This window comes from Buchnera aphidicola (Brevicoryne brassicae) (assembly GCF_005082825.1).
In the GTDB taxonomy this organism is placed as follows: domain Bacteria; phylum Pseudomonadota; class Gammaproteobacteria; order Enterobacterales; family Enterobacteriaceae; genus Buchnera; species Buchnera aphidicola_AK.
In genome coordinates this window covers 50,708-71,866 of record NZ_CP034882.1, presented here as the reverse complement: position 1 = coordinate 71,866, position 21,159 = coordinate 50,708, and the positions used below count along the sequence as shown (strand labels likewise).

The window sequence follows — 21,159 nt, the reverse complement described above, 5'->3', positions numbered from 1 at the left end:
TTTTATTGCAGAAATTGTATTTTAATCACAAAAAATAAAATACACATGGAGTTTTTTGATTAATTTTTTTAAAATCTAATAAAATATTATACTAATAAATAATTATTAAGGAAAAAAAATGTTTCAAAATGAAATTACAATAACTGCTCCACATGGATTACACACTCGTCCAGCTGCTCAATTTGTAAAAGAAGCAAAAAAATTTATTTCTGATATTTGTATCATTTATAATGGTAAAACAGTTAACGCAAAAAGTTTATTTAAAATTCAAACACTAGGTTTAGTTCGGGGTAGTCTGATCACATTATCCGCTGAAGGAGAAGATGAAAAACAAGCAATTAAACATTTATCTGAAATAATGACAGAACTCGAATAAAATTATCATTAAAAATGATTTGTAATTTTTCTAAAATATCGGAGGTTATATAACAAATAACTTCCGGATTATTTATGTAAAAATATATTCGCCTGACATTCCATCTTTCCCCCTCTAAATAGATAAACTTTATTATTAAAGGTAGTGTTATGATTTCAGGCATTTTAGCATCACCGGGTATAGCTTTTGGCTCCGCTCTTTTATTAAAAAAAGAAGAAATTGTCATTAACCGGGAAACAATTGATATTAAAAATATAAAAAAAGAAGTAAAAAAATTTTTAAATGGAAGAGAAAAATCAATACAACAATTAACAGAAATAAAAATTAAAACAAGAGAAAAGTTAGGAGAAAAAAAGGAAAGCATCTTTGAAGGTCATATTATGCTTCTTAAAGATGAAGAATTAGAAAAAGAAATTATTTCTTTAATAGAAGAACAAAAAATATCTGCTGCGGCAGCTGCAGAATACGTTATTGAAGGACAAGCAAAAGTTTTAGAAGCACTAAAAGATGAATATTTAAAAAATAGAGCGATCGATGTAAGAGACATTGGTAATCGTTTACTAAAAAATATACTTAATTTAAGTATAATTGATTTAAATAATATAAAAAAAGAAGTGATTTTAATTGCAAAAGACTTAACACCTTCCGAAACAGCACAAATTGATCTAAAATATATTTTAGGTTTTATCACTGACTTAGGTGGTAAAACATCACATACTTCTATTATGGCAAGATCATTAGAAATTCCTGCTATTGTGGGAACTAATAAAATTACAAAAGCAGTAAAAAACAATGATTTCATTATTTTAGATTCTATTAATAATCAAATTTTTATAAATCCATCTAAAGAATTAATTGATCAAAAAAAACAAATAGAAAAAAAATACATTTTAAGAAAAAATAAACTAATAAATTTAAAAAATCTATCTGCCACAACTACTGATGGATATAATGTAAAAATTGGTTCTAACATTGGAAATCTTCAAGATATTGATTCTGCAAAGAAAAATGGTGCTGAATGTATTGGTCTTTATCGAACAGAATTTTTGTTTATGGGTAGGACTTCTTTACCTAGTGAAGAAGAACAGTTTCAAGCATACAAAAAAGTTGTAGAATTAATGAAAAATAAATCTGTCATAATAAGAACTATGGATATTGGTGGTGATAAAAATCTTCCTTATATGAATTTACCAAAAGAAGAAAATCCTTTTCTTGGATGGCGCGCTATACGTATTTCAATAGATCGAAAAGAAATACTACATTCGCAATTAAATGCAATTCTTAGAGCTTCTGCTTTTGGCAAAATACACATCCTTTTTCCTATGATTATTTCAGTAGAAGAAATTAGAATATTAAAATTGGAAATTAAAAAACTTAAAAAAAAATTACAACAGAATCAAATATTATTTGATCAAAACATTCAAATTGGAATTATGATAGAAACTCCTTCATCAGCTGTAATAGCTGATCATTTAATAAAAGAAGTAGATTTTTTTAGCATTGGGACTAACGATCTAACACAATATACTTTAGCTGTTGATAGAGGAAATGATTTAATTTCACATCTTTATAATCCTATGAATCCATCAGTTTTAAAATTAATTAAAAATGTTATTGATATTTCCCATTTACATGGAAAATGGACTGGTATGTGTGGAGAACTTGCAGGAGATGAGCGTGCTACTGTTTTATTATTAGGTATGGGATTAGATGAATTTAGTATGAGTTCAACAAGTATTCCTAAAATAAAAGAAATAATCCGCAATACATCTTTTTCTAATGCTCAGAAATTAGCAGAAAAGGTGTTAAAGTTAGGTACTAATAAAGAAATACTTGATTTATTAAAAACGTTTTTTTAAGTATTAAGAGGTGATCATATAACCAAAAAGTAATAAAAAACACTTAGGAGAAAAAATGAATTTCTTTTCTAATCTTTTCAGAAATAAAAAAACTAATTTTTCTAAAAAAATAACAATTATAGCACCTTTATCTGGTGATATAGTAAAGATTGAAGATGTACCAGATTTAGTTTTTTCTAAAAAAATTGTAGGCGACGGAATAGCAATTAAACCATCAGGAAATAAAATTCTTGCTCCTGTTAATGGAACGATTGGCAATATAGTTGAAACGATGCATGCTTTTTCAATTATATCAGAAGATCAAGTTGAATTATTTGTACACTTTGGGATTGATACTGTTAAATTAAAAGGACAAGGCTTTAAAAAAATGGTAGAAAATAATCAAAAAGTAAAAATAGGAGATGAAATTATCGAACTTGATTTAGATTTTCTAATAGAAAAATCTAAATCTATTTTAACTCCTGTTGTAGTCTCTAATGTAGAAAAATTTCAAAAAATAAAAAAATTCTCAGGTAATGTTATTGCTGGAAAAACAATTATTATGTCCTTGTATAATTGATTTTTAATATAAAAACGGTGCTATTGTTTAGTACCGTTTTAATGTATTTTTCCATAGATATAAAAATGTTCAAAAGGAAAATAAATGATTGTTTTACAAAATATTATTTTTTCTATTGTCATTGGAATCATAGAAGGAATAACAGAATTTCTTCCAATTTCTTCTACAGGACATATTATTATTGCTTCTCATTGGTTAAAAATAGAAAGTAACAGTACAAAAATATTATCAATGTTTATGCAATTCGGTTCTGCATTAGCAATATTTTATTTTTTTTATAAAAAAATATTAAAAATATTAATTTTTAAAAATCAGTTTGAAAAGCGAAATACAAAAATTCTACATATTTTAATTTCTATTTTACCAACAACATTTTTAGGTTTAATGTTTTATAAAAAAATAAAACTATTATTTAATATAGATAATGTTATGTATGCATTAATATTAGGTGGTATTTTGTTAATAATTTCTGAGATATTCAAACCAAAAAAATACACCATATCACATATTAGCAATATTAATTTATTTCAATCTATTATAATTGGATTATTTCAAATTTTTTCTTTATATCCTGGAGTTTCAAGGTCAGGAATAACGATAGCAATAGGAATATTATTAGGTATTAAGAGATCAGTCGCAATAGAATTCTCTTTTATTATATCTATTCCATTATTAATGGGTGCATCTTTTTTTGATGTCATTAAAAATATTAACACTATTAAGATAATAGATCTTCCAATATTTTTCTTGGGTTTTATAATTTCTTTTCTTGTTTCTATTTTAAGTATAAAAAAATTATTAAGAATAATTAATAAAACTTCCATGATATTTTTTGGAATATACCGATTTATTTTAGCTTCTTTAATTTATTTTATTAATTAAAAATTTAAATCATACTTAATATAATACGCTTTAATTATATCGTTTAAAAATTCAATCTTTTTTAAAACGCCATAATTCAAGTTTTTTAATTCGCAAACGTATTAATTCTTTTTTAATTTTATCTCCTTTGAATCCGCGATTTACTACTGATCTGATAGAAACATTATTTACAACAGAAAAACAGTCTTTTAAAAAAATACTAGAATCAGTATAAGTAGAATTAGACCTAAACAAATTTAAAGAATTAAATTTATTTAAAAAAGCTAATTTTTGAACACGTTCTGGTTTTCTCCAAGCATCAATTTTATAAAATAACATTACAATATTTTTAGATGATTGATTATTAATGGTATCTAAAAAAAAACAGAAACCGGTATTTAAAACTGCTATATCTCTAATGTAAGATGGAATCTGAAAGCGCTTGCACAAATTAGTAACAACATTGGCTGATTTTTTATCATACAACTGTTGAAAAGAAGTAATAGATGCGAAATTAATTGATAAAAAATGACATAAATAAGAAAAACGTATATCGACATCCTTACAAAAAAAAGATATTTTAGATAATCCTTTTAATATAATCTTTTCATCATATAATCGATTAAAAATATAATAATCAAAAAAATTTTTTTTTTCATATAAAAAATAAATTTCTGGGAAAAAAAAATGTAATGCTTTACATTTATATAATACTTGAAAATACACATGAGGATTAGAAGTTTTAAGAGCTTTTTCTGTTTCGTTCCATATTCTATTTGAAGTCAAGTATGACAATTCTCTTTTTTTGACCATAATAGACATTAGTAACATAGTTTCTTTTGCAATTTGAAATCCTAAATGGATTAAATTAGCAGCTAGTCTTGCAGTTCGTAAAATACGTAATGGATCTTCTGAAAAAGATTCTGAAATATGTCGCAATAAACGATTTTTTATATCTTCTTGTCCTCCAAAAGGATCAATATAATTACCATTTTGATCTTGAGCTATAGCATTAATAGTTAAATCTCGTCTAATTAAATCCTCTTCTAAGGTAACATTAGAATTACAATCCGTACTAAAACCAGTATATCCTGTTCCAGATTTTCTTTCTTTTCTTGCTAAAGCATATTCTTCATGTGTTTTTGGATGTAAAAAAACTGGAAATTCTTTTCCAACTTGTTGAAAGTTTTTCTCTAATAAAATGTTTTTAGAACCACCTACTACTACCCAATCTCTATCTTTTACAGGTAAGTTTAATAAAGAATCGCGAACTGCTCCTCCTACTAAATATATTTTCATATATAATATTCTCATTCTAAAAAGAATCTAATTGATAATAAAAAATAATGTTTTTTACAAAAATTTATCAATTTAAATAATTAAATCTTGTAATAATCTTATAGATAATATATAAAAAATATATTACTCATTTAAGTATAAATTAATTTTTTAATTAAAGAGATAAAGTTATGCAAAAAAAATTAGTTGATTTTAAAAATGCCTCTGTTCTTGTTGTAGGTGATTTAATATTAGATTGTTATTGGTATAGTAAAAATCATCAAGTTTTATCAGAAAAAATTACACCAATTCTACCAATTAACAAAATTAAAAAACAACCTGGAGGTGCTGCAAATGTAGCTAAAAATATTGCAGATATCGGTTGTAAATCTAAAATTATTGGTTTTATTGGTATGGATTATGAAGGATTAATATTAAAAAAACTTTTAAATCACATTAGAATTGATCCAGATTTAATTTCTATAAAAAATAAAACAATTACTAAAATTCGTATTTTATCAGATAAAAAAAAATTAATTCGATTAGATTTTGAAGAAAAATATATTTCTGAAAAAATTGATTTTTTATACCAAAAAATCGTTCATTCATTATCATATTTTAACATTTTAGTATTATCAGATTATTCAAAAGGTACTTTGCTTAACATAAAAAAAATAATAAATTTAGCAAAAAAAATGTCAATACCTATACTTATAGATCCTAAAGGAATAGATTTTGAAAAATATTCTGGTGCTAGTTTGCTAACACCCAATCTTTCTGAATTTGAAAAAATAGTAGGAAAATGTAATAAAGAAAAAGAAATTTTTAAAAAAGGCATGCAATTATTATATGATCTAAAATTATCAGCTTTATTAGTTACTCGTTCTAAAAACGGTATGACTTTATTCCAATCTCAAAAAAATCCAATACACTTTCCTGCCACATCAAAAATCATATCTGATGTCACTGGTGCAGGAGATACAGTAATTTCTATCATTGCCGCTTCTTTAGCGAAAGGATATTCTTTGGAAGAATCATGTTTTTATGCTAGTGTTGGAGCAGGCTTAGTCATACAAAAAATAGGAACTGAAACAATAACCATTAATGAATTAAATACAGCATTAAATTTTTAATATAAAATATTAAAATGAATAATTTTTTAAAAATGTGTTTTTTATAAAAATCGTCATTTGTTTTGTATTTAAAAAATAATGTTTTTTATCTAAAAAATAAGTAAAATATTTAAAATATGTTTAAAATCTTATTGAGATTCTAAGAATCTAGATTGCTCTTAAATTTAATTCAATATATAATATATTCCATATATTCATCATTCTTACTTAAAAAAATTTATAACTATATATTGAAATACAATATAAAAAAAAGTATTTTTTATCTAATAAAATTTCTATTTTTATCTATTTAACCTTATTAAGGTTTTTAAAATGAACCAAACACTATTGTCTAAATTTGGAACACCTAAAGAACGAGTTCAAAAAGCAATATTTGCTTTACAATCTGGTCAAGGAATTATCGTATTAGATAATGAAAGACGCGAAAATGAAGGAGATCTTGTATTTGCATCTGAAAATATGACAGTAGAACAAATGGCTTTAACTATTCGATATGGGAGTGGTATTGTATGTCTCTGTATAACTGAATCTAAACGAAAAAAATTAAATTTACCTATGATGGTTAAAAAAAATACCAGTAGGTATGGTACAGGATTTACAATTACAATAGAAGCTGCAAAAGGAATTTCTACTGGTGTATCCGCTCAAGATAGATTAACTACTATAAAAACAGCAATTTCTGATCATTCTAAACCTGAAGATCTAAATAGACCAGGACATGTATTTCCATTAAGAGCTCATAAAGATGGAGTTTTAGCTCGACCAGGACATACAGAAGCTGCTGTTGAACTTGTTTCTTTAGCAGGTTTTAAGCCATCAGGAGTTATATGTGAACTAATGAATAAAGATGGAACTATGGCTCGTTTTCCTGAAATTGTCAAATTTTCTCAAAATAAAAAAATGCAAATATTAACTATACAAGATTTAATTTGTTATATCAAAAATAAAAAAAAATGTTTTTGACCAATCTTGATTTATACCAAAAAAATTTTATAAACTAAAAAGACACAAATCACTTATAGACCATTTTGGTTTTACTAAAATATTTAATTGAGGTTTTTTTGCTTGCTTTTGACGTAAAAAACCAAGATATGCAATCATTCCACCATTATCTGTAGAAAGATCTAATTTTGTATAAAATACTTTACCATTAAAATCTTCTTGAATCATTTTTTCTGCTTTTTGTCGTAAGAGATAATTAGCACTAACACCACCTGCTATAACTAAACGCTTCCATTTTTTTTCTTTTAATGCCTTATTGGTTTTTATTAATAGTGTATCAATTACAGCATCTTCAAAAGCTCTAGCGATATTTGCTTTTGTTTGTAGAGTTTTATCAGATTTTTCAATTACTTTTGATACATATGTTTTTAAACCTGAAAAACTAAAATTTAAATTTGAATGATGTATCATAGGACGAGGAAAATGAAAAACGTTCTTAATACCACTACATGCTAGTTTAGATAACTCAGGACCACCAGGATATTTTAATCCTAAAAGTTTTGCTATTTTATCAAAAGCTTCACCTGCTGCATCATCTAAACAATTTCCAAGTAATTCATATTGTCCTAGTTGATGAACAGCAATAATTTGAGTATGTTTTCCTGACACTAATAATGCAATAAAAGGAAATTTAATTAATTCAGAATGTAACATTGGTGATAATAAATGTGCTTCCATATGATTCACGGGAATAACTGGAATGTTTCGAGAAAACCCTAAAGAACATGCAAATGTAGCACCTACTAATAAAGAACTGACTAAACCAGGTCCAGCAGTATATGCAATAAGATTTATATCTTTCATTTCTTTTTCTGTTATAAATATTTTTTTTAACAACAAAGTTATTGATTCCATATGTTGACGAGACGCTAATTCGGGAATTACACCACCGTTTTTATTATTTAATATATTCTGATTATATACTTCATTTATTAACAATCCTTTTTTACTATCATAAATAGCTATGCCTGTATCATCACAAGAAGTTTCAATACCCAGTACTTTCATGATTTTTTACACCTTAAAAAAATATTTATAAAGAATGTATATTAATTATATTTAAATTTATATTGTTATAAAGACATCGAATATTTATAAAAAATTCACGTAAAATCAATCTAAATAATAATAAATAAAAAAATGATACTTTACAATACAATATAGATTGATATAGGATTTATAATTATAAAAAATTTTTTGTATTTTTTTAAAAACTTCTGAGGTTAATATTAAATGCCAGTAATAAAAGTACGTGAAAATGAACCCTTTGATGTAGCACTCCGTCGATTTAAACGCTCTTGTGAAAAAGCCGGAATTTTAGCTGAAATTCGTCGAAGAGAATTTTATGAAAAACCAACTACTGAACGTAAACGAGCAAAAGCTTCTGCTGTTAAACGTCTTTCAAAAAAACTTACACGGGAAAATGCAAGACACATCCGTATGTATTAAATATATTTATTTAAAATAAACAATGATTTAAAAGCCGTTCTTCTATTAATGAGAACGGAAATTAATTTTAAAATACGAAAACATATGTCTGGGAAAATACCGAAATACTTCATTAATGAACTATTATCTCGAACTAATATCGTAGAACTTATTAACAAACGATTAATACTAAAAAAATGTGGTAAAAATTATCAAACTAAATGTCCTTTTCACCATGAAAAAACTCCATCATTTACTGTAAGTCATGAAAAACAATTTTTTTATTGTTTTGGATGTAATGCACATGGAAATGCTATTGATTTTTTAATAAATTATGAAAATTTAAGCTTTGTAGAAAGCATTGAAGAACTATCTATTATTCATGGTATGAAAATACCATTTGAAAATACAAAATACAACTATCTTTATATTAAAAAACAAAAATTATATTTATTAATGAAACAATTATGTAATTTATATCAAGAAAATATAAAATTTACTGATATAGCCAATAAATATCTATCTCACAGAGGCATTAATAAAAAAATGGTTGATGTTTTTTTAATCGGTTTTTCCAGTTTAAATTGGAATGATTTTTATAAAAAACTGAATGTGAGTAAAGAATTAGAAAAAGAATTATTAATTTATAATATTATTTCAATTAGTAAAAAGGGATGTAAATACGATCCTTTTCAAGGACGTATAATATTTCCAATACAAGATCAACATGGTAGAATTATAGCTTTTGGAGGACGTTCAATAAACCATATTTTACCAAAATATCTTAATTCTCAAGAAACAGATATTTTTTGTAAAAGAAAACTAATATATGGATTATATCAAGTTAAAAAAAAATTTTCTAAACCTAAATATTTATTAGTTGTAGAAGGTTATATTGATGTTATAACATTAACACAATATAATATTAATTATGTAGTTTCTTCTTTAGGAACTTCAACAACGGTCGAACATATTCAAATTCTTTTTCAAAATACAGATACAGTTATATACTGCTATGATGGTGATAACGCAGGAAAAGATGCAGCTTGGAGAACTTTAAAAAAAGCATTACCATATATATCAGATGAAAAAACTTTAAAATTCATTTTATTACCTAAAAATGAAGATCCTGATATAACTATTAGAAAAGAAGGTAAAGAAAAATTTCAAACACGTATCGATAATGCAATCGCTATGTCAAAATTTTTTTTTAAATATATATTAAGAAATATTAATTTATCATCAATAGATGATAAATTCTACTTAAGTGTACGTGCTTTACCTTTAATCAATACTATTTCTAGCGATACTATACGAATCTACTTACGTCAAGTATTAGCTAGAATGATAGGAATTTTAGATGATAATCAATTTGAAAAATTTTTATACGAACAAGAAAACAAAAGAAAACAAAAACCACAATTTCATATTAAAAGAACTCCAATGAGAATTCTTATAGCTTTACTTATGCAAAATCCTAATTTAGCCGTAATAGCACCTCCAGTAAAAAAATTAAATCAAATAAAAATAAAGGGTTTGAATATTTTTTTAGAAATATTACAAATATGTCTTGATAATCCTGATATTAATACAGGTCAATTATTAGAATTTTATAGAAATACTAAAATAAGCAATATTTTAAAAATTTTATCTAGATGGGATCACATGATTGTTCAAGAAGAAATTCAAAATATGTTTTTAGATTTATTAATGAATATATATGATAAAATTCTTGAAGAAAGACAAGAATATCTCATTGCACAAGAAAGAATAAAAGGACTAACAATAAATGAAAAAAAGGAAATTTGGTCTATTAATAAAAAACTATCAAAAAATAATAAAAAAATATAAATAATTATTACATCTATTAATAGATTCTACTATTAAAAATTTGTGTCTTTGATAAAAAATTTATTAATTTTTATAAAACTAACAGAATTTGGATATTATTTTATGGATCAAAATCCACAATCACAACTTAAGCTACTTGTCACACATGGTAAGGAACAAGGTTATTTAACCTATGCTGAAGTTAATGACCATCTACCAGAAGACATTATTGATTCTGAACAAATTGATGACATTATCCAGATGATTAATGATATGGGTATTCCAGTAGTTGAAGAAGCACCTGATGCTGATGATCTAATCTTGAATGAAATACACACAGATACAGATGAAGATGCGGTAGAAGCTGCAACACAAGTTTTATCTAGCGTAGAATCAGAATTAGGACGAACTACTGATCCCGTTCGAATGTATATGCGAGAAATGGGTACCGTAGAACTATTAACGCGAGAAGGCGAAATAGACATAGCTAAACGTATTGAAGAAGGTATAAATCAAGTTCAATGTTCAGTATCAGAATATCCAGAAGCAATTACATATCTTCTTGAACAATATGATCGAATTAAAACTGGTGAAATAAAATTATCAGATATAATAACAGGTTTTGTAGATCCAAATGCAGAAGAAATTTTTTCTCCTACAGTTATTCATATAGGTTCAGAACTTTTAGATGAAGAACCAAATAATGATGAAGATGAAGAAAACAATCAAACAGAAAATGAAGATGATCATACTATCGATCCAGAATTAGCAAATGAAAAATTTTCTGAATTACGAGCTCAATATAATAATACAAACAATACAATTAAAAAGAAAAACAGAACACATAAAGACTCGTTGTTAGAAATTTACAATCTTTCAGAAGTTTTTAAACAATTTCGTTTAGTTCCAAAGCAATTTGATCATTTAGTTAATAATATGCGTTATATGATGGAAAGAGTTAGAACACAAGAAAGAATTATTATGAAATTATGTGTTGAAAAATGTAAAATGCCAAAAAAAATTTTTATTAATATTTTTCCAGAAAAGAAAATTAATCACCATTGGTTTGTAAAAGAACAAAATACAAACCAACCATGGTCTGAAAATTTAAAAAAAATCAAGGAAGACGTTTTTATAAGCATAAAAAAATTAATGAAAATAGAAGAAGAAACTGGTTTAACAATTAAACAAGTAAAAGATATTAACAAAAGAATGTCAATTGGCGAAGCAAAAGCTAGACGAGCAAAAAAAGAAATGGTGGAAGCTAATTTAAGATTAGTTATTTCTATTGCAAAAAAATATACAAATAGAGGATTGCAATTTTTAGATTTAATTCAAGAAGGAAACATTGGTTTAATGAAAGCTGTAGATAAATTTGAATATCGTCGTGGTTACAAATTTTCCACTTATGCAACTTGGTGGATTCGACAAGCTATTACTCGATCTATTGCTGATCAAGCTCGTACTATCCGTATTCCAGTCCATATGATAGAAACTATTAATAAACTCAATCGTATTTCTAGACAAATGTTGCAAGAAATAGGTCGAGAGCCTACGCCGGAAGAACTATCTGAAAAAATGCTTATTCCTGAAGATAAAATTAGAAAAGTATTAAAAATAGCAAAAGAACCAATATCAATGGAAACTCCTATTGGAGATGACGATGACTCACATTTAGGTGATTTTATTGAAGATACATCTCTAGAATTACCATTAGACTCTGCAACATCTGAAAGCTTAAGATCTGCAACACATGACGTTTTATCAGGTCTGACAGCTCGTGAAGCAAAGGTACTTCGTATGCGATTTGGAATTGATATGAATACTGACCATACTTTAGAAGAAGTTGGAAAACAATTTGATGTAACTCGAGAAAGAATACGTCAAATAGAAGCTAAAGCACTCAGAAAACTACGTCATCCAAGTAGATCAGAGGTTTTGCGTAGTTTTTTAGATGATTAAAAAGATAATATATACTGTAAAATAAAACTTCTGAATAATAAATTATTTTATTATTTTAAAAAACAGAAGTTTTTATTTTTTTTTCATAAAAAATAAATTAAATACCATCTCCATACTGAAAACTATTTTCTGTAGAAGATAAACTATCTTCATTTTGTTCAGAAAAACACTTTTTACTATTTAATTGACTAATAATTTTAGCCGGTATACCAACAACGGTTACATATGAAGGAATGTTTTTTAACACTATAGAACCAGCTCCTATTTTTGCACCTAAACCAACTTCAACGTTTCCTAAAATTTTTGCTCCAGCACCTATAATTACTCCTTTTCGAATAGTGGGATGTCTATTTTTACTATAACTTTTACCTGTACCACCTAAAGTGACTGAATGAAAAATTGAGACATCATCTTCTATAATCACACCTTCTCCAATAACAATACCAGTTGCATGGTCGAGCATTATACCAGATCCAATAGATGCTGCGGGATGAATATCAACTGAAAAAACAGTAGACATTCTGCTTTGTAAGTATGTAGATAATGAAGTTTTTTTAAGATTCCAAAGATAATGACTGAGTCTATAAGACTGTAATGCATGAAATCCTTTTAAGTATAATAACGGAGTTAAATAATTTTTTACGACTGGATCTCTTATTAATACAGCTTTTAAATCTTGTACTACAGCATTTAAAATAGAAATATCATTTAAATATATATCATTAAATATTCTCTGGATTTTTTTGTCAGAAACACTAGAAGTAGATAGTTTATTTGATAATATATGGCTTAAAGCAGCACTTAAACTTTGATGTTTCAAAACACTATTTTGATAAAATTCAGATAAAATTGGTTCTTTTTTTAATAAAAAAGAAACTTCGTATATTATTTGATTCCACACTTTTGATATTTCTAAAACACACATAATTTTTTTCTCCTAAAAAAAGCATATTATTTTGATAATTTAAAATTTTTTATTTTTTATATAAAAATTAATTCATTTCACTTACACTGCTTTTCAAAATTTATATGATTAAAATAAATAGAATCAAAATTAATAGGAGCAAGATTCATCTGTGGAAAACTCGCATAAGAAACCAAAGTGGATATACATTGACGAGCATAAGGAAACAAAATGTTTGGACAATAAGAACATAAACAATGTTTTAGATCTTTTTCTTTTAAATTTGGAATAGAAAAAATACCAGCTTGATCTACATCACATAAAAATACGATATCTTCTTTTATTTTTACCAAAACTTTTATCTGTAAGATAATTTCAAAAATATTTTTTTTTATTTTTTTAGAAAGGGTGTTTAAATCAATTTTAACAGTAGGTTTCCATTTGGCATCAAAAATACTTGGCGTATTAGGAGCTTCAAAAGAAACATCTTTTATATAAATACGTTGAATTTCAAAAATATTTTTTTTTATTTTTTCTTCTGACATAACATATATCCAAAAAATTATTAATTATAACGTATGCGCTAAAAAAATTGAATTTTATTTATAAGGAATTTAAATATTTATTAATTTATTAATTATTTATCTTTAGTAATAAGAGGTAAATTATCTAAAGTCCAATAATATATACCATTATTTAAAAAATAAACATTATTAAAACCATATTTTAAAAACTCTTTCATACAATTTGTGCATTCATTCATGTCGCTCAATATTAAAATAATAGGAAAAGCTTTATAAGCTTCTATCTCTTTTAAATTTCCTAAAAGAATATTTTTTAATGGAAAGTGAATAGAATTAACAATGTAACCTCTTTTAAATATTTCTTCGGAACGAGTGTCAATTACAACTGCATTTTTCTGGTTTATTAATTTTATTGCTTGAATATTACCAATAAATTTATCTTTCAAAGAGATACTTTTAATTATTAAAAATAATGATGAAATAAGAAAAAAAAACCAAAAAGCACTCAGTATAAGGTGTTCACTAAAAAAAAATACTACATCTTGCATGAATTATACATCCTATATTTTTTAAGTTAAAAACTTTCATTTAAATACAATTATTAACTTGACATTTAAATAGTTTTAAATGCAAGTTAATAGTTGAAAAAATTTTTAAGACATATGTAATCTTTTTTTTGCTTTTTCAATTTCTCGATAAACTTGACATGGTGATACACCACCTTGAGACAATCTTTTTTTAAGACACGCTTCTAAAGTAATATTTTTATATATATCATCTTCAATAAGACTACTATACATTTTAAATGTAGATAATTTTAAGTTATTTAAAGATTTTTTTTCTCTAATTGCTTGAAGTACTAATTGACCAGATATATTATGTGCTTCACGAAAAGTAACACCTTTTTTAACTAAATAATCTGCAATTTCTGTTGCATTAGAATATCCCTCTTCTGCCGCTTTACGACATGACTTGTATTTTATTTTTACGTTTTTTAAAATTAAAATTGCTATACATAAGCAATCGTTCCATGTTTCTATAGAATCAAATAAATATTCTTTATCTTCTTGCATATCTTTATTGTAAGATAATGGAAGCGATTTTAACACTGTTAAGATGGCAGTTAAAGAACCGTAAACACGACCACACTTAGAACGAATCAATTCCAATGCATCTGGATTCTTCTTTTGAGGCATTAAAGATGAACCTGATGTAATCGAATCAGATAATTCAATAAAATCAGCTTCACCCGAATTAAAAAATATTAGATCTTCAGAAAATCGTGATAGATGCATCATACTAATTGAAGCCGATGACAAAAGCTCCACAACATAATCTCGATCAGAAACACTATCAAGCGCATTATTAGTTGCTGAATCAAATCCCATAGATAAAGCAAGTTCTTGACGATTTATTTTCCATCCCGTTCCAGATAAAGCGCCAGAACCTAAAGGACTTTGATTTAATCGTTTTAAAACATCTTTTAAACGACTAAAATCTCGTTTCAACATTTCAACATAAGCTAAACACCAATAAGAAAAAGTAATAGGTTGAGCACGTTGTAAATGAGTATAACCTGGCATAATAACATTATGATTAGATTCAGCATTTAAAATAAAATTTTTTTGTAATTCAATAATATTATCTAATAAAACATAGATTTTTTTTCTACACCATAATTTTAAATCAGTTGTAATTTGATCATTTCTACTACGACCTGTATGTAGTTTTTTTCCTAATTTTCCTATTTTTTTAATAAGATTAGCTTCTACCCAACTATGAATATCTTCATAATCACTTTTAAGAATATTTTGAGTGTTATTTTTTATTTCTTTTAATAAAACAAGCAGTGCTAATTCTATTTTTTTTTGTTCTTCTCCACTAATAATATTGCTCTTCATAAGAGCTTTAGACCAAGCAATTGAAGCAGTTATGTCTTCTTTTACTAAAATATAATCAAAAGACAAAGATCTATTAAATTTTTTAAACAATTCATCTGATTCATTAACGAATCTTCCACCCCAAAGTGTCATATATTTTCTCTATAAAAAAATAAGAATAATTTATAGTTAATAACTATGTTTTTTGTTTTTTAAAGCTATTTACATTTATTTTTTGCACGTATTCTTGAAGAAAGTGAAAAAAGACGAATAAAACCATTTGCATCACATTGATTATATACTTCATCTTCACCAAAAGTGGCATATTCTACAGAATATAATGAATTAGGAGATCTTTTTTGCACGGCTATAACGCTACCTTTATATAATTTTAATATTACTTCTCCATTAATTTCAGATGCTAATTCATTAGCAGCAGCCTGCAAAGATTTTCGTATTGGAGAAAACCAACGACCATCATAAACAACTGAAGACATTTCTAAACCAATTTTTGCTCTCCATTGAAAACTTTCTCGATCTAAAACCAATTGTTCAATAGCTTTTATAGCTGTTGTAATAATAGTACCTCCAGGTGTTTCATAGCAACCTCGAGACTTAATTCCAATTAATCTATTTTCAATCATATCCATTCTACCAATAGCATGTTTAGAACCAATTTTATTTAATGTTTCTACACATTTTAATGGATTTAATTTCAGTTTATTAACAGATACTACACAACCTTCTGTCAATTCTAATAAAATATATTCAGGTTTTTCTAGAGCATCTTCAGGTTTTACTGTCCAATTCCAACAGTCTTCATTAGATTCATTCCAAGGATCTTCAAGTAATCCTCCTTCTGTAGAAATATGCCAAGAATTTTCATCCTTACTATAGATTTTTTCTAATGTTGCTGTTATTGGAATATTTCTTTCATGTAAATATCTCAATAAAGATTCTCTTGAATGAAGATTCCATTCACGCCATGGTGCTATTACATGCAAATTTGGAGCTAATGATGCATAAGCCATTTCAAAGCGAACTTGATCATTTCCTTTTCCAGTGGCACCATGGCATAATGAATCTGCACCAATATTTAATGCTAGTTCTACTTGTTTTTTTGCTATGAGAGGTCTAGCTAACGCTGTTCCTAATAAGTAGTTACCTTCATATAAAGCACCAGTTTTTAAAACTGGATAAACATAATTTTTTATAAACTCTTCTTTCAAATCAAATACGTGACAACTAGACGCTCCTGATTCTAATGCTTTTTTTTCAATTCCATTTAAATCTTTTTTAGATTGTCCTATATCAGCTACAAACGCAATAACTTCAACATTATAATTTTCTTTAAGCCATGGAATAATTGCTGAAGTATCTAAACCACCAGAATATGCTAAAACAACTTTATTCATTTTTTTCATAATTCTTTTTCAACCTATTTTTAAAAATTTTATAACATATAAACAAAATTAAACTGAGACTCTAGTACCAATGTTTACACCGTTAAATAACAATTCTAATTCTTCAGCGTTTTGCCAACTTGCTATATCTACAGCACGATTTAAAATATTTGCAGCTTCTAATGCTGCATTTACTTTAACAATCATACCATTAGTAATAATTCCTTGTGTAATTAATTTTTTAGCTTGAATACTATTAATTTCTTCTATTCTTTGACCTTTTCCATCTAAAATTGAACTAATATCAGATAATAAAATCAAATTAGCATGTAAAGTAGTTGCTAAAGCAGCTGCTGCTAAATCGGCATTAACATTCATCAACAAACCATCATTAGTAATTCCTATAGAACTAATAATAGGTAAAATACCTTCTTTACACAGTTTGTTTAAAAATAAAGGTGATCCTGGTATGGCTTTTCCTACATGTCCTAAATCTTTATCTAATTTTTCTACATCAACACTTTTTCCATCAGCTAAACATAATCCCACAGCGTTTATATTGTGTTTTAATGCTCGTGCAAGAAGAGTTTTATTAGCAGTTCCAGATAATGCACCTGTAATAACATTAATATGTTCAGATAAAGTAACACGTAAACCATTTTTCTTCTTAACTGGTAAATTAAGTTTTTTCATTAGATCATCAATTAAACGACCTCCTCCATGAATTATCAACACATAACGTTTATAGGATTTTCGATAATCAACTAACGCTTCAAATAAACGCGTCATAGCATTATCACTTTCTAAAAGAACTCCCCCTAATTTAATAACTAATGGATTCATTATAAAATACCTCATCATCAATTAAGTGATTATTGATTCAATTTCAGAAAAACCAAAACGAATATTAAAACATTGTATTGCTTGAGAAGCTGCTCCTTTTAATAAATTATCTTCAGCGGTTACAATAACTATGAAATTATTTTTAACCATAAAACCAATATCACAAAATGGTAATTTTTCAACTGTTTTAATACTAGGTAAAGATGTATCATATAAACGAATTAATGGTTTATTTTTATAAAACTTGTAAAATATGCTACGAACATCAATTGATCTAATATTAGACTTTAATTTACATGTAATAGTAGCAATAATACCCCGAGAAAAAGAACCTAAAATTGGAATAAAAATTATTGGAATTCCTAAATTTTCTATAATTTCAGGAGTGTGGCGATGAGTAAAAATATTATATGGTTGTAAACTTACCTCACAAAAACTATTATTAAAATTAGCTTTTCTACCTGCACCACTAACTCCACTAACAGCATTAACAACAGGTGTATAAGTTTAACAAAGAATATCTTCTTCTATAAGAGGTTTTAATGCTAATTGAACACAAGTTGCATAACATCCTGGTACCGCAATTAATTGTGATGTGATAATATCACGTTCATTCCATTCTGCTAATCCATATACAGATTTTTTTAATAATTGTTGATACTGATGAAAAAAATTATAATATTCTAAATAAAAACTACTTTTTTTTAATCTATAAGCAGCAGAAAGATCAAACACTACACAATTACAAGATATAAAAAAAGGAACAAGAGAGTGACTAATTTCATGATCTGTTGCCAAAAAAACTGCGTCAAAATCTTTATTAATCAACTTTAAATTACTTATAGCTTCAAATCTTAAATCTACAACATTTATAAATTGTTTATGTATATCAGAAAATAATTTACCTACATCTAAACTATTTTCTGAAACAAGTATTTTTTTTATATTAACAAACCTATGACAATTCAGATAATTAACTAATTCTGCACCAGCATATCCACTAGCACCAACAATTAACACATTTAACATAAAATTAATAAACCTTAAATAAAAAATTATTATTTGAAAATAAAATGATATATTAAATTTTGAAATTATTAATGTATTGATAAATTATCTTGTTATGAATAAAATATTTTACATATTAAAAATAAATATTTATAAAAGTTTACACTATGATAAAAAAAATACCTTCTTTTACAGAAATATATCGCTCATTAATCCAAATTCCTACAATTAGCAGTGATAATAAACACATAGATCAAAGCAATAAAGGCTTTATTGATCTGTTATCGAATTATTTTTCTGATTTGAAGTTTTCAATACAAATTAATCAAGTACCATGTACTAACAATAAATTTAACATGTTAGCTTCTATTGGTTCAGGACATGGAGGATTGCTTTTATCTGGACATTCAGACACTGTTAATTTTGATGAAAAAACATGGACAAAAGACCCTTTTATGTTGACTGAAGTCGATAATAGATTTTACGGATTAGGAACAGTAGATATGAAAGGTTTTTTTGCTTTTGTATTAGAGGTAATATCTTCTATAAATATAAAAAAAATAAATAAACCAATTTATGTTCTTGCCACTGCCAATGAAGAAACGGACATGTCTGGAGCTAAATATTTTATAAAATCTGCAATTATTAAACCAGATTGCATAATAGTTGGAGAACCCACCTCTTTACAACTAATAAGCTCTCATAAAGGACATATCTCTTACTTAATTCAAGTAACTGGTAAAACCGGACACTCTAGCAATCCAGATAGCGGCATTAATAGTATTGAAATTATGAATAATATTATTAAACACTTAATTTTTTTGAAAAATGACTTAAAAAAATACAATCATAAAAATTTTTCTATTCCATATTCAACTATGAACTTATCTTCTATACATGGAGGTGATACAATTAACCGTATTTGTTCTTTATGTACATTAAAATTTGAAATACGACCAATACCAGGACTTACTCTAACACAAATAGAAATTTTAATTCAAGAAAAGTTAAAATCAATCATAAAAAAATGGTCTAATCGTATCATTATCAAAAAACTTTTTTCTAGTGTTCCCCCTTATCAATGTTCACATAAAAAAAATAATATAAAAATAATAGAAGAACTATGCAATTTAAATAGTAAAACAGTGAATTACTGTACAGAAGCTCCTTTTTTAGAAAAGATAGCACCAACGTTAATATTAGGCCCTGGATCTATTAAACAAGCACATCAACCAGATGAATATCTAGATTTATCTTTTATTAAACCTACTAAAAAAATTATTAATAAATTAATATATAAATTTTGTTATTAGATATAATAAATTTTTATAAACCTAACACATGACATACGGTATAAACCGTATCAGATTGATTTAAAGTATAAAAATGGAAATTTTTCACTCCTTCGCGAGATAATGTTTTTACCATATCAATTGCGATACTAGAACCTATATTTTTTTGTGTAATCAAATCATCATCTAATCCATTAAATATTTCAAACATCCAATTAGGAATTTTAACATTAGTCATACTAGAAAAACGTTGTAGTTGCTTAAAATTATAAATAGGTAATATACCAGGTATAATTTCAATATTAATATTATGTTTTAAACAATTATCTCTAAAATATAAATATTTTTCAACATTGAAAAAAAATTGTGTAATTGCTCTACTTGCGCCCGCATCAACTTTTCTCTTTAAACTAACAATATCAAATTCAGAATTTTTTGATTCTGGATGTAATTCAGGATAAGCTGCTACAGAAATATCAAAATTTGCTATTTTTTTTAATAAAATGACTAAGTCAGAAGCGTACATTTTATGTTTCAAGTTTTGTGTTAGTGTATCTCCTCTTAATGCAACAATGCTTTTAATACCATTTTCCCAATAGTTTTCTGCTATCTTTTTTAATTCATCAGGAGTAGAATCGACACAAGTTAGATGAGCAGCAGTAGTAATACCTGTTTTTCTGTATATTTTTTTTACATATTTATATGTTTTTTCACGTTCACCACTATTTGCTCCATAAGTTACAGAAAAAAATCTTGGTTTTAATGTACTAAGTTTTTCAACTGAAGAAAAAAGATTTTTCTCTAAAATAGAGTTTTTTGGAGGAAAAAATTCAAAAGAACATTTTGCAAAATTACGAATGTTTTCTCTTTTTTGTTTTACTATATCTTGATAATATTCAGAAAAAATATGCATATTTAAAACTCCATTAAAATAATTTAATATAAAATTTTTGAAACTTATAAAGGTTACTATAATAAGTATTCTTATAAAGAATATAATTATCATCAATATAAAAA

19 protein-coding genes and 1 pseudogene are annotated in these 21,159 nt (G+C 25.8%); 10 read left to right on the top strand and 10 right to left on the bottom strand.

Annotated elements, in window-relative coordinates; all coding sequences use genetic code 11:
• Positions 1-118: 118 nt before the first annotated feature.
• The 4 genes from D9V66_RS00330 (at position 119) to D9V66_RS00315 (ending at position 3,676) form a co-directional block, all read left to right on the top strand.
• Positions 119-376, top strand: a complete 258-nt coding sequence (locus D9V66_RS00330; RefSeq protein WP_158365477.1) for an HPr family phosphocarrier protein — start codon at positions 119-121, stop codon at positions 374-376.
• 149 nt (positions 377-525) lie between these two features.
• Positions 526-2,235 (top strand): phosphoenolpyruvate-protein phosphotransferase PtsI, encoded by a 1,710-nt coding sequence (gene ptsI / locus D9V66_RS00325; RefSeq protein WP_158365476.1) that lies wholly within the window; start codon positions 526-528, stop codon positions 2,233-2,235.
• A 55-nt stretch (positions 2,236-2,290) separates the two neighbouring features.
• The gene (gene crr / locus D9V66_RS00320) at positions 2,291-2,794 is read left to right on the top strand and encodes a PTS glucose transporter subunit IIA (RefSeq protein ID WP_158365475.1); all 504 of its coding nucleotides are present in this window, start codon (positions 2,291-2,293) and stop codon (positions 2,792-2,794) included.
• An 84-nt stretch (positions 2,795-2,878) separates the two neighbouring features.
• Positions 2,879-3,676: an undecaprenyl-diphosphate phosphatase gene (locus D9V66_RS00315; RefSeq protein ID WP_158365474.1), complete on the top strand. Its 798-nt coding sequence runs from the start codon at positions 2,879-2,881 to the stop codon at positions 3,674-3,676.
• A 51-nt stretch (positions 3,677-3,727) separates the two neighbouring features.
• On the opposite strand, the gene D9V66_RS00310 is transcribed toward D9V66_RS00315, so the two are convergent.
• Positions 3,728-4,954: a tRNA CCA-pyrophosphorylase gene (locus D9V66_RS00310; protein WP_158365473.1), complete on the bottom strand. Its 1,227-nt coding sequence runs from the start codon at positions 4,952-4,954 to the stop codon at positions 3,728-3,730.
• 170 nt (positions 4,955-5,124) lie between these two features.
• Between D9V66_RS00310 and rfaE1 the strand changes: the two genes are divergently transcribed.
• Together rfaE1 and ribB are read left to right on the top strand one after the other, a co-directional pair.
• Positions 5,125-6,066, top strand: coding sequence for a D-glycero-beta-D-manno-heptose-7-phosphate kinase (rfaE1, locus tag D9V66_RS00305; protein ID WP_158365472.1), 942 nt, complete (start codon positions 5,125-5,127; stop codon positions 6,064-6,066).
• Between the two features lie 312 nt (positions 6,067-6,378).
• Entirely contained in the window at positions 6,379-7,029 is a 651-nt protein-coding gene (gene ribB, locus D9V66_RS00300) for a 3,4-dihydroxy-2-butanone-4-phosphate synthase (RefSeq protein ID WP_158365471.1), read from the top strand.
• Positions 7,030-7,056: 27 nt separating this feature from the next.
• Here ribB and tsaD read toward each other — a convergent pair whose 3' ends face one another.
• Positions 7,057-8,076, bottom strand: a complete 1,020-nt coding sequence (gene tsaD / locus D9V66_RS00295; protein ID WP_158365470.1) for a tRNA (adenosine(37)-N6)-threonylcarbamoyltransferase complex transferase subunit TsaD — start codon at positions 8,074-8,076, stop codon at positions 7,057-7,059.
• A 225-nt stretch (positions 8,077-8,301) separates the two neighbouring features.
• Here tsaD and rpsU point away from each other — a divergent pair, with 225 nt between their 5' ends.
• The 3 genes from rpsU (at position 8,302) to rpoD (ending at position 12,288) form a co-directional block, all read left to right on the top strand.
• A complete protein-coding gene (gene rpsU, locus D9V66_RS00290) occupies positions 8,302-8,517 on the top strand; it encodes a 30S ribosomal protein S21 (protein ID WP_158365469.1) in 216 nt (71 codons plus the stop codon).
• Positions 8,518-8,601: 84 nt separating this feature from the next.
• Positions 8,602-10,347: a DNA primase gene (gene dnaG / locus D9V66_RS00285; RefSeq protein ID WP_158365468.1), complete on the top strand. Its 1,746-nt coding sequence runs from the start codon at positions 8,602-8,604 to the stop codon at positions 10,345-10,347.
• A 102-nt stretch (positions 10,348-10,449) separates the two neighbouring features.
• Positions 10,450-12,288, top strand: a complete 1,839-nt coding sequence (gene rpoD / locus D9V66_RS00280) for an RNA polymerase sigma factor RpoD (RefSeq protein WP_158365467.1) — start codon at positions 10,450-10,452, stop codon at positions 12,286-12,288.
• 97 nt (positions 12,289-12,385) lie between these two features.
• Here the strand turns inward: rpoD and cysE are convergent, their stop codons facing one another.
• The 7 genes and pseudogenes from cysE to argC all read right to left on the bottom strand — a co-directional run bounded on the left by cysE (position 12,386) and on the right by argC (position 18,871).
• Positions 12,386-13,213: a serine O-acetyltransferase gene (gene cysE / locus D9V66_RS00275; RefSeq protein ID WP_158365466.1), complete on the bottom strand. Its 828-nt coding sequence runs from the start codon at positions 13,211-13,213 to the stop codon at positions 12,386-12,388.
• 77 nt (positions 13,214-13,290) lie between these two features.
• Positions 13,291-13,737 (bottom strand): protein-export chaperone SecB, encoded by a 447-nt coding sequence (secB, locus tag D9V66_RS00270; RefSeq protein ID WP_158365465.1) that lies wholly within the window; start codon positions 13,735-13,737, stop codon positions 13,291-13,293.
• 92 nt (positions 13,738-13,829) lie between these two features.
• Positions 13,830-14,264 (bottom strand): rhodanese-like domain-containing protein, encoded by a 435-nt coding sequence (locus tag D9V66_RS00265; protein WP_158365464.1) that lies wholly within the window; start codon positions 14,262-14,264, stop codon positions 13,830-13,832.
• A gap of 105 nt (positions 14,265-14,369) precedes the next feature.
• Positions 14,370-15,749, bottom strand: coding sequence for an argininosuccinate lyase (gene argH, locus D9V66_RS00260; RefSeq protein ID WP_158365463.1), 1,380 nt, complete (start codon positions 15,747-15,749; stop codon positions 14,370-14,372).
• Positions 15,750-15,814: 65 nt separating this feature from the next.
• On the bottom strand, positions 15,815-17,020 hold the full coding sequence (locus D9V66_RS00255) for an argininosuccinate synthase (protein ID WP_158365462.1): 1,206 nt from the start codon (positions 17,018-17,020) through the stop codon (positions 15,815-15,817).
• Between the two features lie 48 nt (positions 17,021-17,068).
• Positions 17,069-17,842 carry an acetylglutamate kinase gene (gene argB, locus D9V66_RS00250; RefSeq protein WP_158365461.1) on the bottom strand — a complete coding sequence of 258 codons (774 nt, stop codon included), beginning with the start codon at positions 17,840-17,842 and terminating at the stop codon, positions 17,069-17,071.
• A gap of 21 nt (positions 17,843-17,863) precedes the next feature.
• Positions 17,864-18,871: pseudogene (gene argC, locus D9V66_RS00245) on the bottom strand (N-acetyl-gamma-glutamyl-phosphate reductase).
• A gap of 146 nt (positions 18,872-19,017) precedes the next feature.
• Here argC and argE point away from each other — a divergent pair.
• Positions 19,018-20,163, top strand: coding sequence for an acetylornithine deacetylase (gene argE, locus D9V66_RS00240; RefSeq protein ID WP_158365460.1), 1,146 nt, complete (start codon positions 19,018-19,020; stop codon positions 20,161-20,163).
• Between the two features lie 13 nt (positions 20,164-20,176).
• On the opposite strand, the gene metF is transcribed toward argE, so the two are convergent.
• Entirely contained in the window at positions 20,177-21,055 is an 879-nt protein-coding gene (gene metF, locus D9V66_RS00235; RefSeq protein WP_158365458.1) for a methylenetetrahydrofolate reductase, read from the bottom strand.
• Positions 21,056-21,159: the final 104 nt, after the last annotated feature.

What these genes read in the sequence shown, in the direction of transcription:
- dnaG (WP_158365468.1), top strand. Translation starts at nt 8,602, where the DNA reads ATGTCTGGGAAAATACCGAAATACTTCATTAATGAACTATTATCTCGA.
- ribB (WP_158365471.1), top strand. Translation starts at nt 6,379, where the DNA reads ATGAACCAAACACTATTGTCTAAATTTGGAACACCTAAAGAACGAGTT.
- D9V66_RS00310 (WP_158365473.1), bottom strand. Translation starts at nt 4,954, where the DNA reads ATGAAAATATATTTAGTAGGAGGAGCAGTTCGCGATTCTTTATTAAAC.
- D9V66_RS00330 (WP_158365477.1), top strand. Translation starts at nt 119, where the DNA reads ATGTTTCAAAATGAAATTACAATAACTGCTCCACATGGATTACACACT.
- argE (WP_158365460.1), top strand. Translation starts at nt 19,018, where the DNA reads ATGATAAAAAAAATACCTTCTTTTACAGAAATATATCGCTCATTAATC.
- secB (WP_158365465.1), bottom strand. Translation starts at nt 13,737, where the DNA reads ATGTCAGAAGAAAAAATAAAAAAAAATATTTTTGAAATTCAACGTATT.
- metF (WP_158365458.1), bottom strand. Translation starts at nt 21,055, where the DNA reads ATGCATATTTTTTCTGAATATTATCAAGATATAGTAAAACAAAAAAGA.
- cysE (WP_158365466.1), bottom strand. Translation starts at nt 13,213, where the DNA reads ATGTGTGTTTTAGAAATATCAAAAGTGTGGAATCAAATAATATACGAA.
- ptsI (WP_158365476.1), top strand. Translation starts at nt 526, where the DNA reads ATGATTTCAGGCATTTTAGCATCACCGGGTATAGCTTTTGGCTCCGCT.
- crr (WP_158365475.1), top strand. Translation starts at nt 2,291, where the DNA reads ATGAATTTCTTTTCTAATCTTTTCAGAAATAAAAAAACTAATTTTTCT.
- argB (WP_158365461.1), bottom strand. Translation starts at nt 17,842, where the DNA reads ATGAATCCATTAGTTATTAAATTAGGGGGAGTTCTTTTAGAAAGTGAT.
- D9V66_RS00265 (WP_158365464.1), bottom strand. Translation starts at nt 14,264, where the DNA reads ATGCAAGATGTAGTATTTTTTTTTAGTGAACACCTTATACTGAGTGCT.
- argH (WP_158365463.1), bottom strand. Translation starts at nt 15,749, where the DNA reads ATGACACTTTGGGGTGGAAGATTCGTTAATGAATCAGATGAATTGTTT.
- rpoD (WP_158365467.1), top strand. Translation starts at nt 10,450, where the DNA reads ATGGATCAAAATCCACAATCACAACTTAAGCTACTTGTCACACATGGT.
- tsaD (WP_158365470.1), bottom strand. Translation starts at nt 8,076, where the DNA reads ATGAAAGTACTGGGTATTGAAACTTCTTGTGATGATACAGGCATAGCT.
- D9V66_RS00255 (WP_158365462.1), bottom strand. Translation starts at nt 17,020, where the DNA reads ATGAAAAAAATGAATAAAGTTGTTTTAGCATATTCTGGTGGTTTAGAT.
- rfaE1 (WP_158365472.1), top strand. Translation starts at nt 5,125, where the DNA reads ATGCAAAAAAAATTAGTTGATTTTAAAAATGCCTCTGTTCTTGTTGTA.
- rpsU (WP_158365469.1), top strand. Translation starts at nt 8,302, where the DNA reads ATGCCAGTAATAAAAGTACGTGAAAATGAACCCTTTGATGTAGCACTC.
- D9V66_RS00315 (WP_158365474.1), top strand. Translation starts at nt 2,879, where the DNA reads ATGATTGTTTTACAAAATATTATTTTTTCTATTGTCATTGGAATCATA.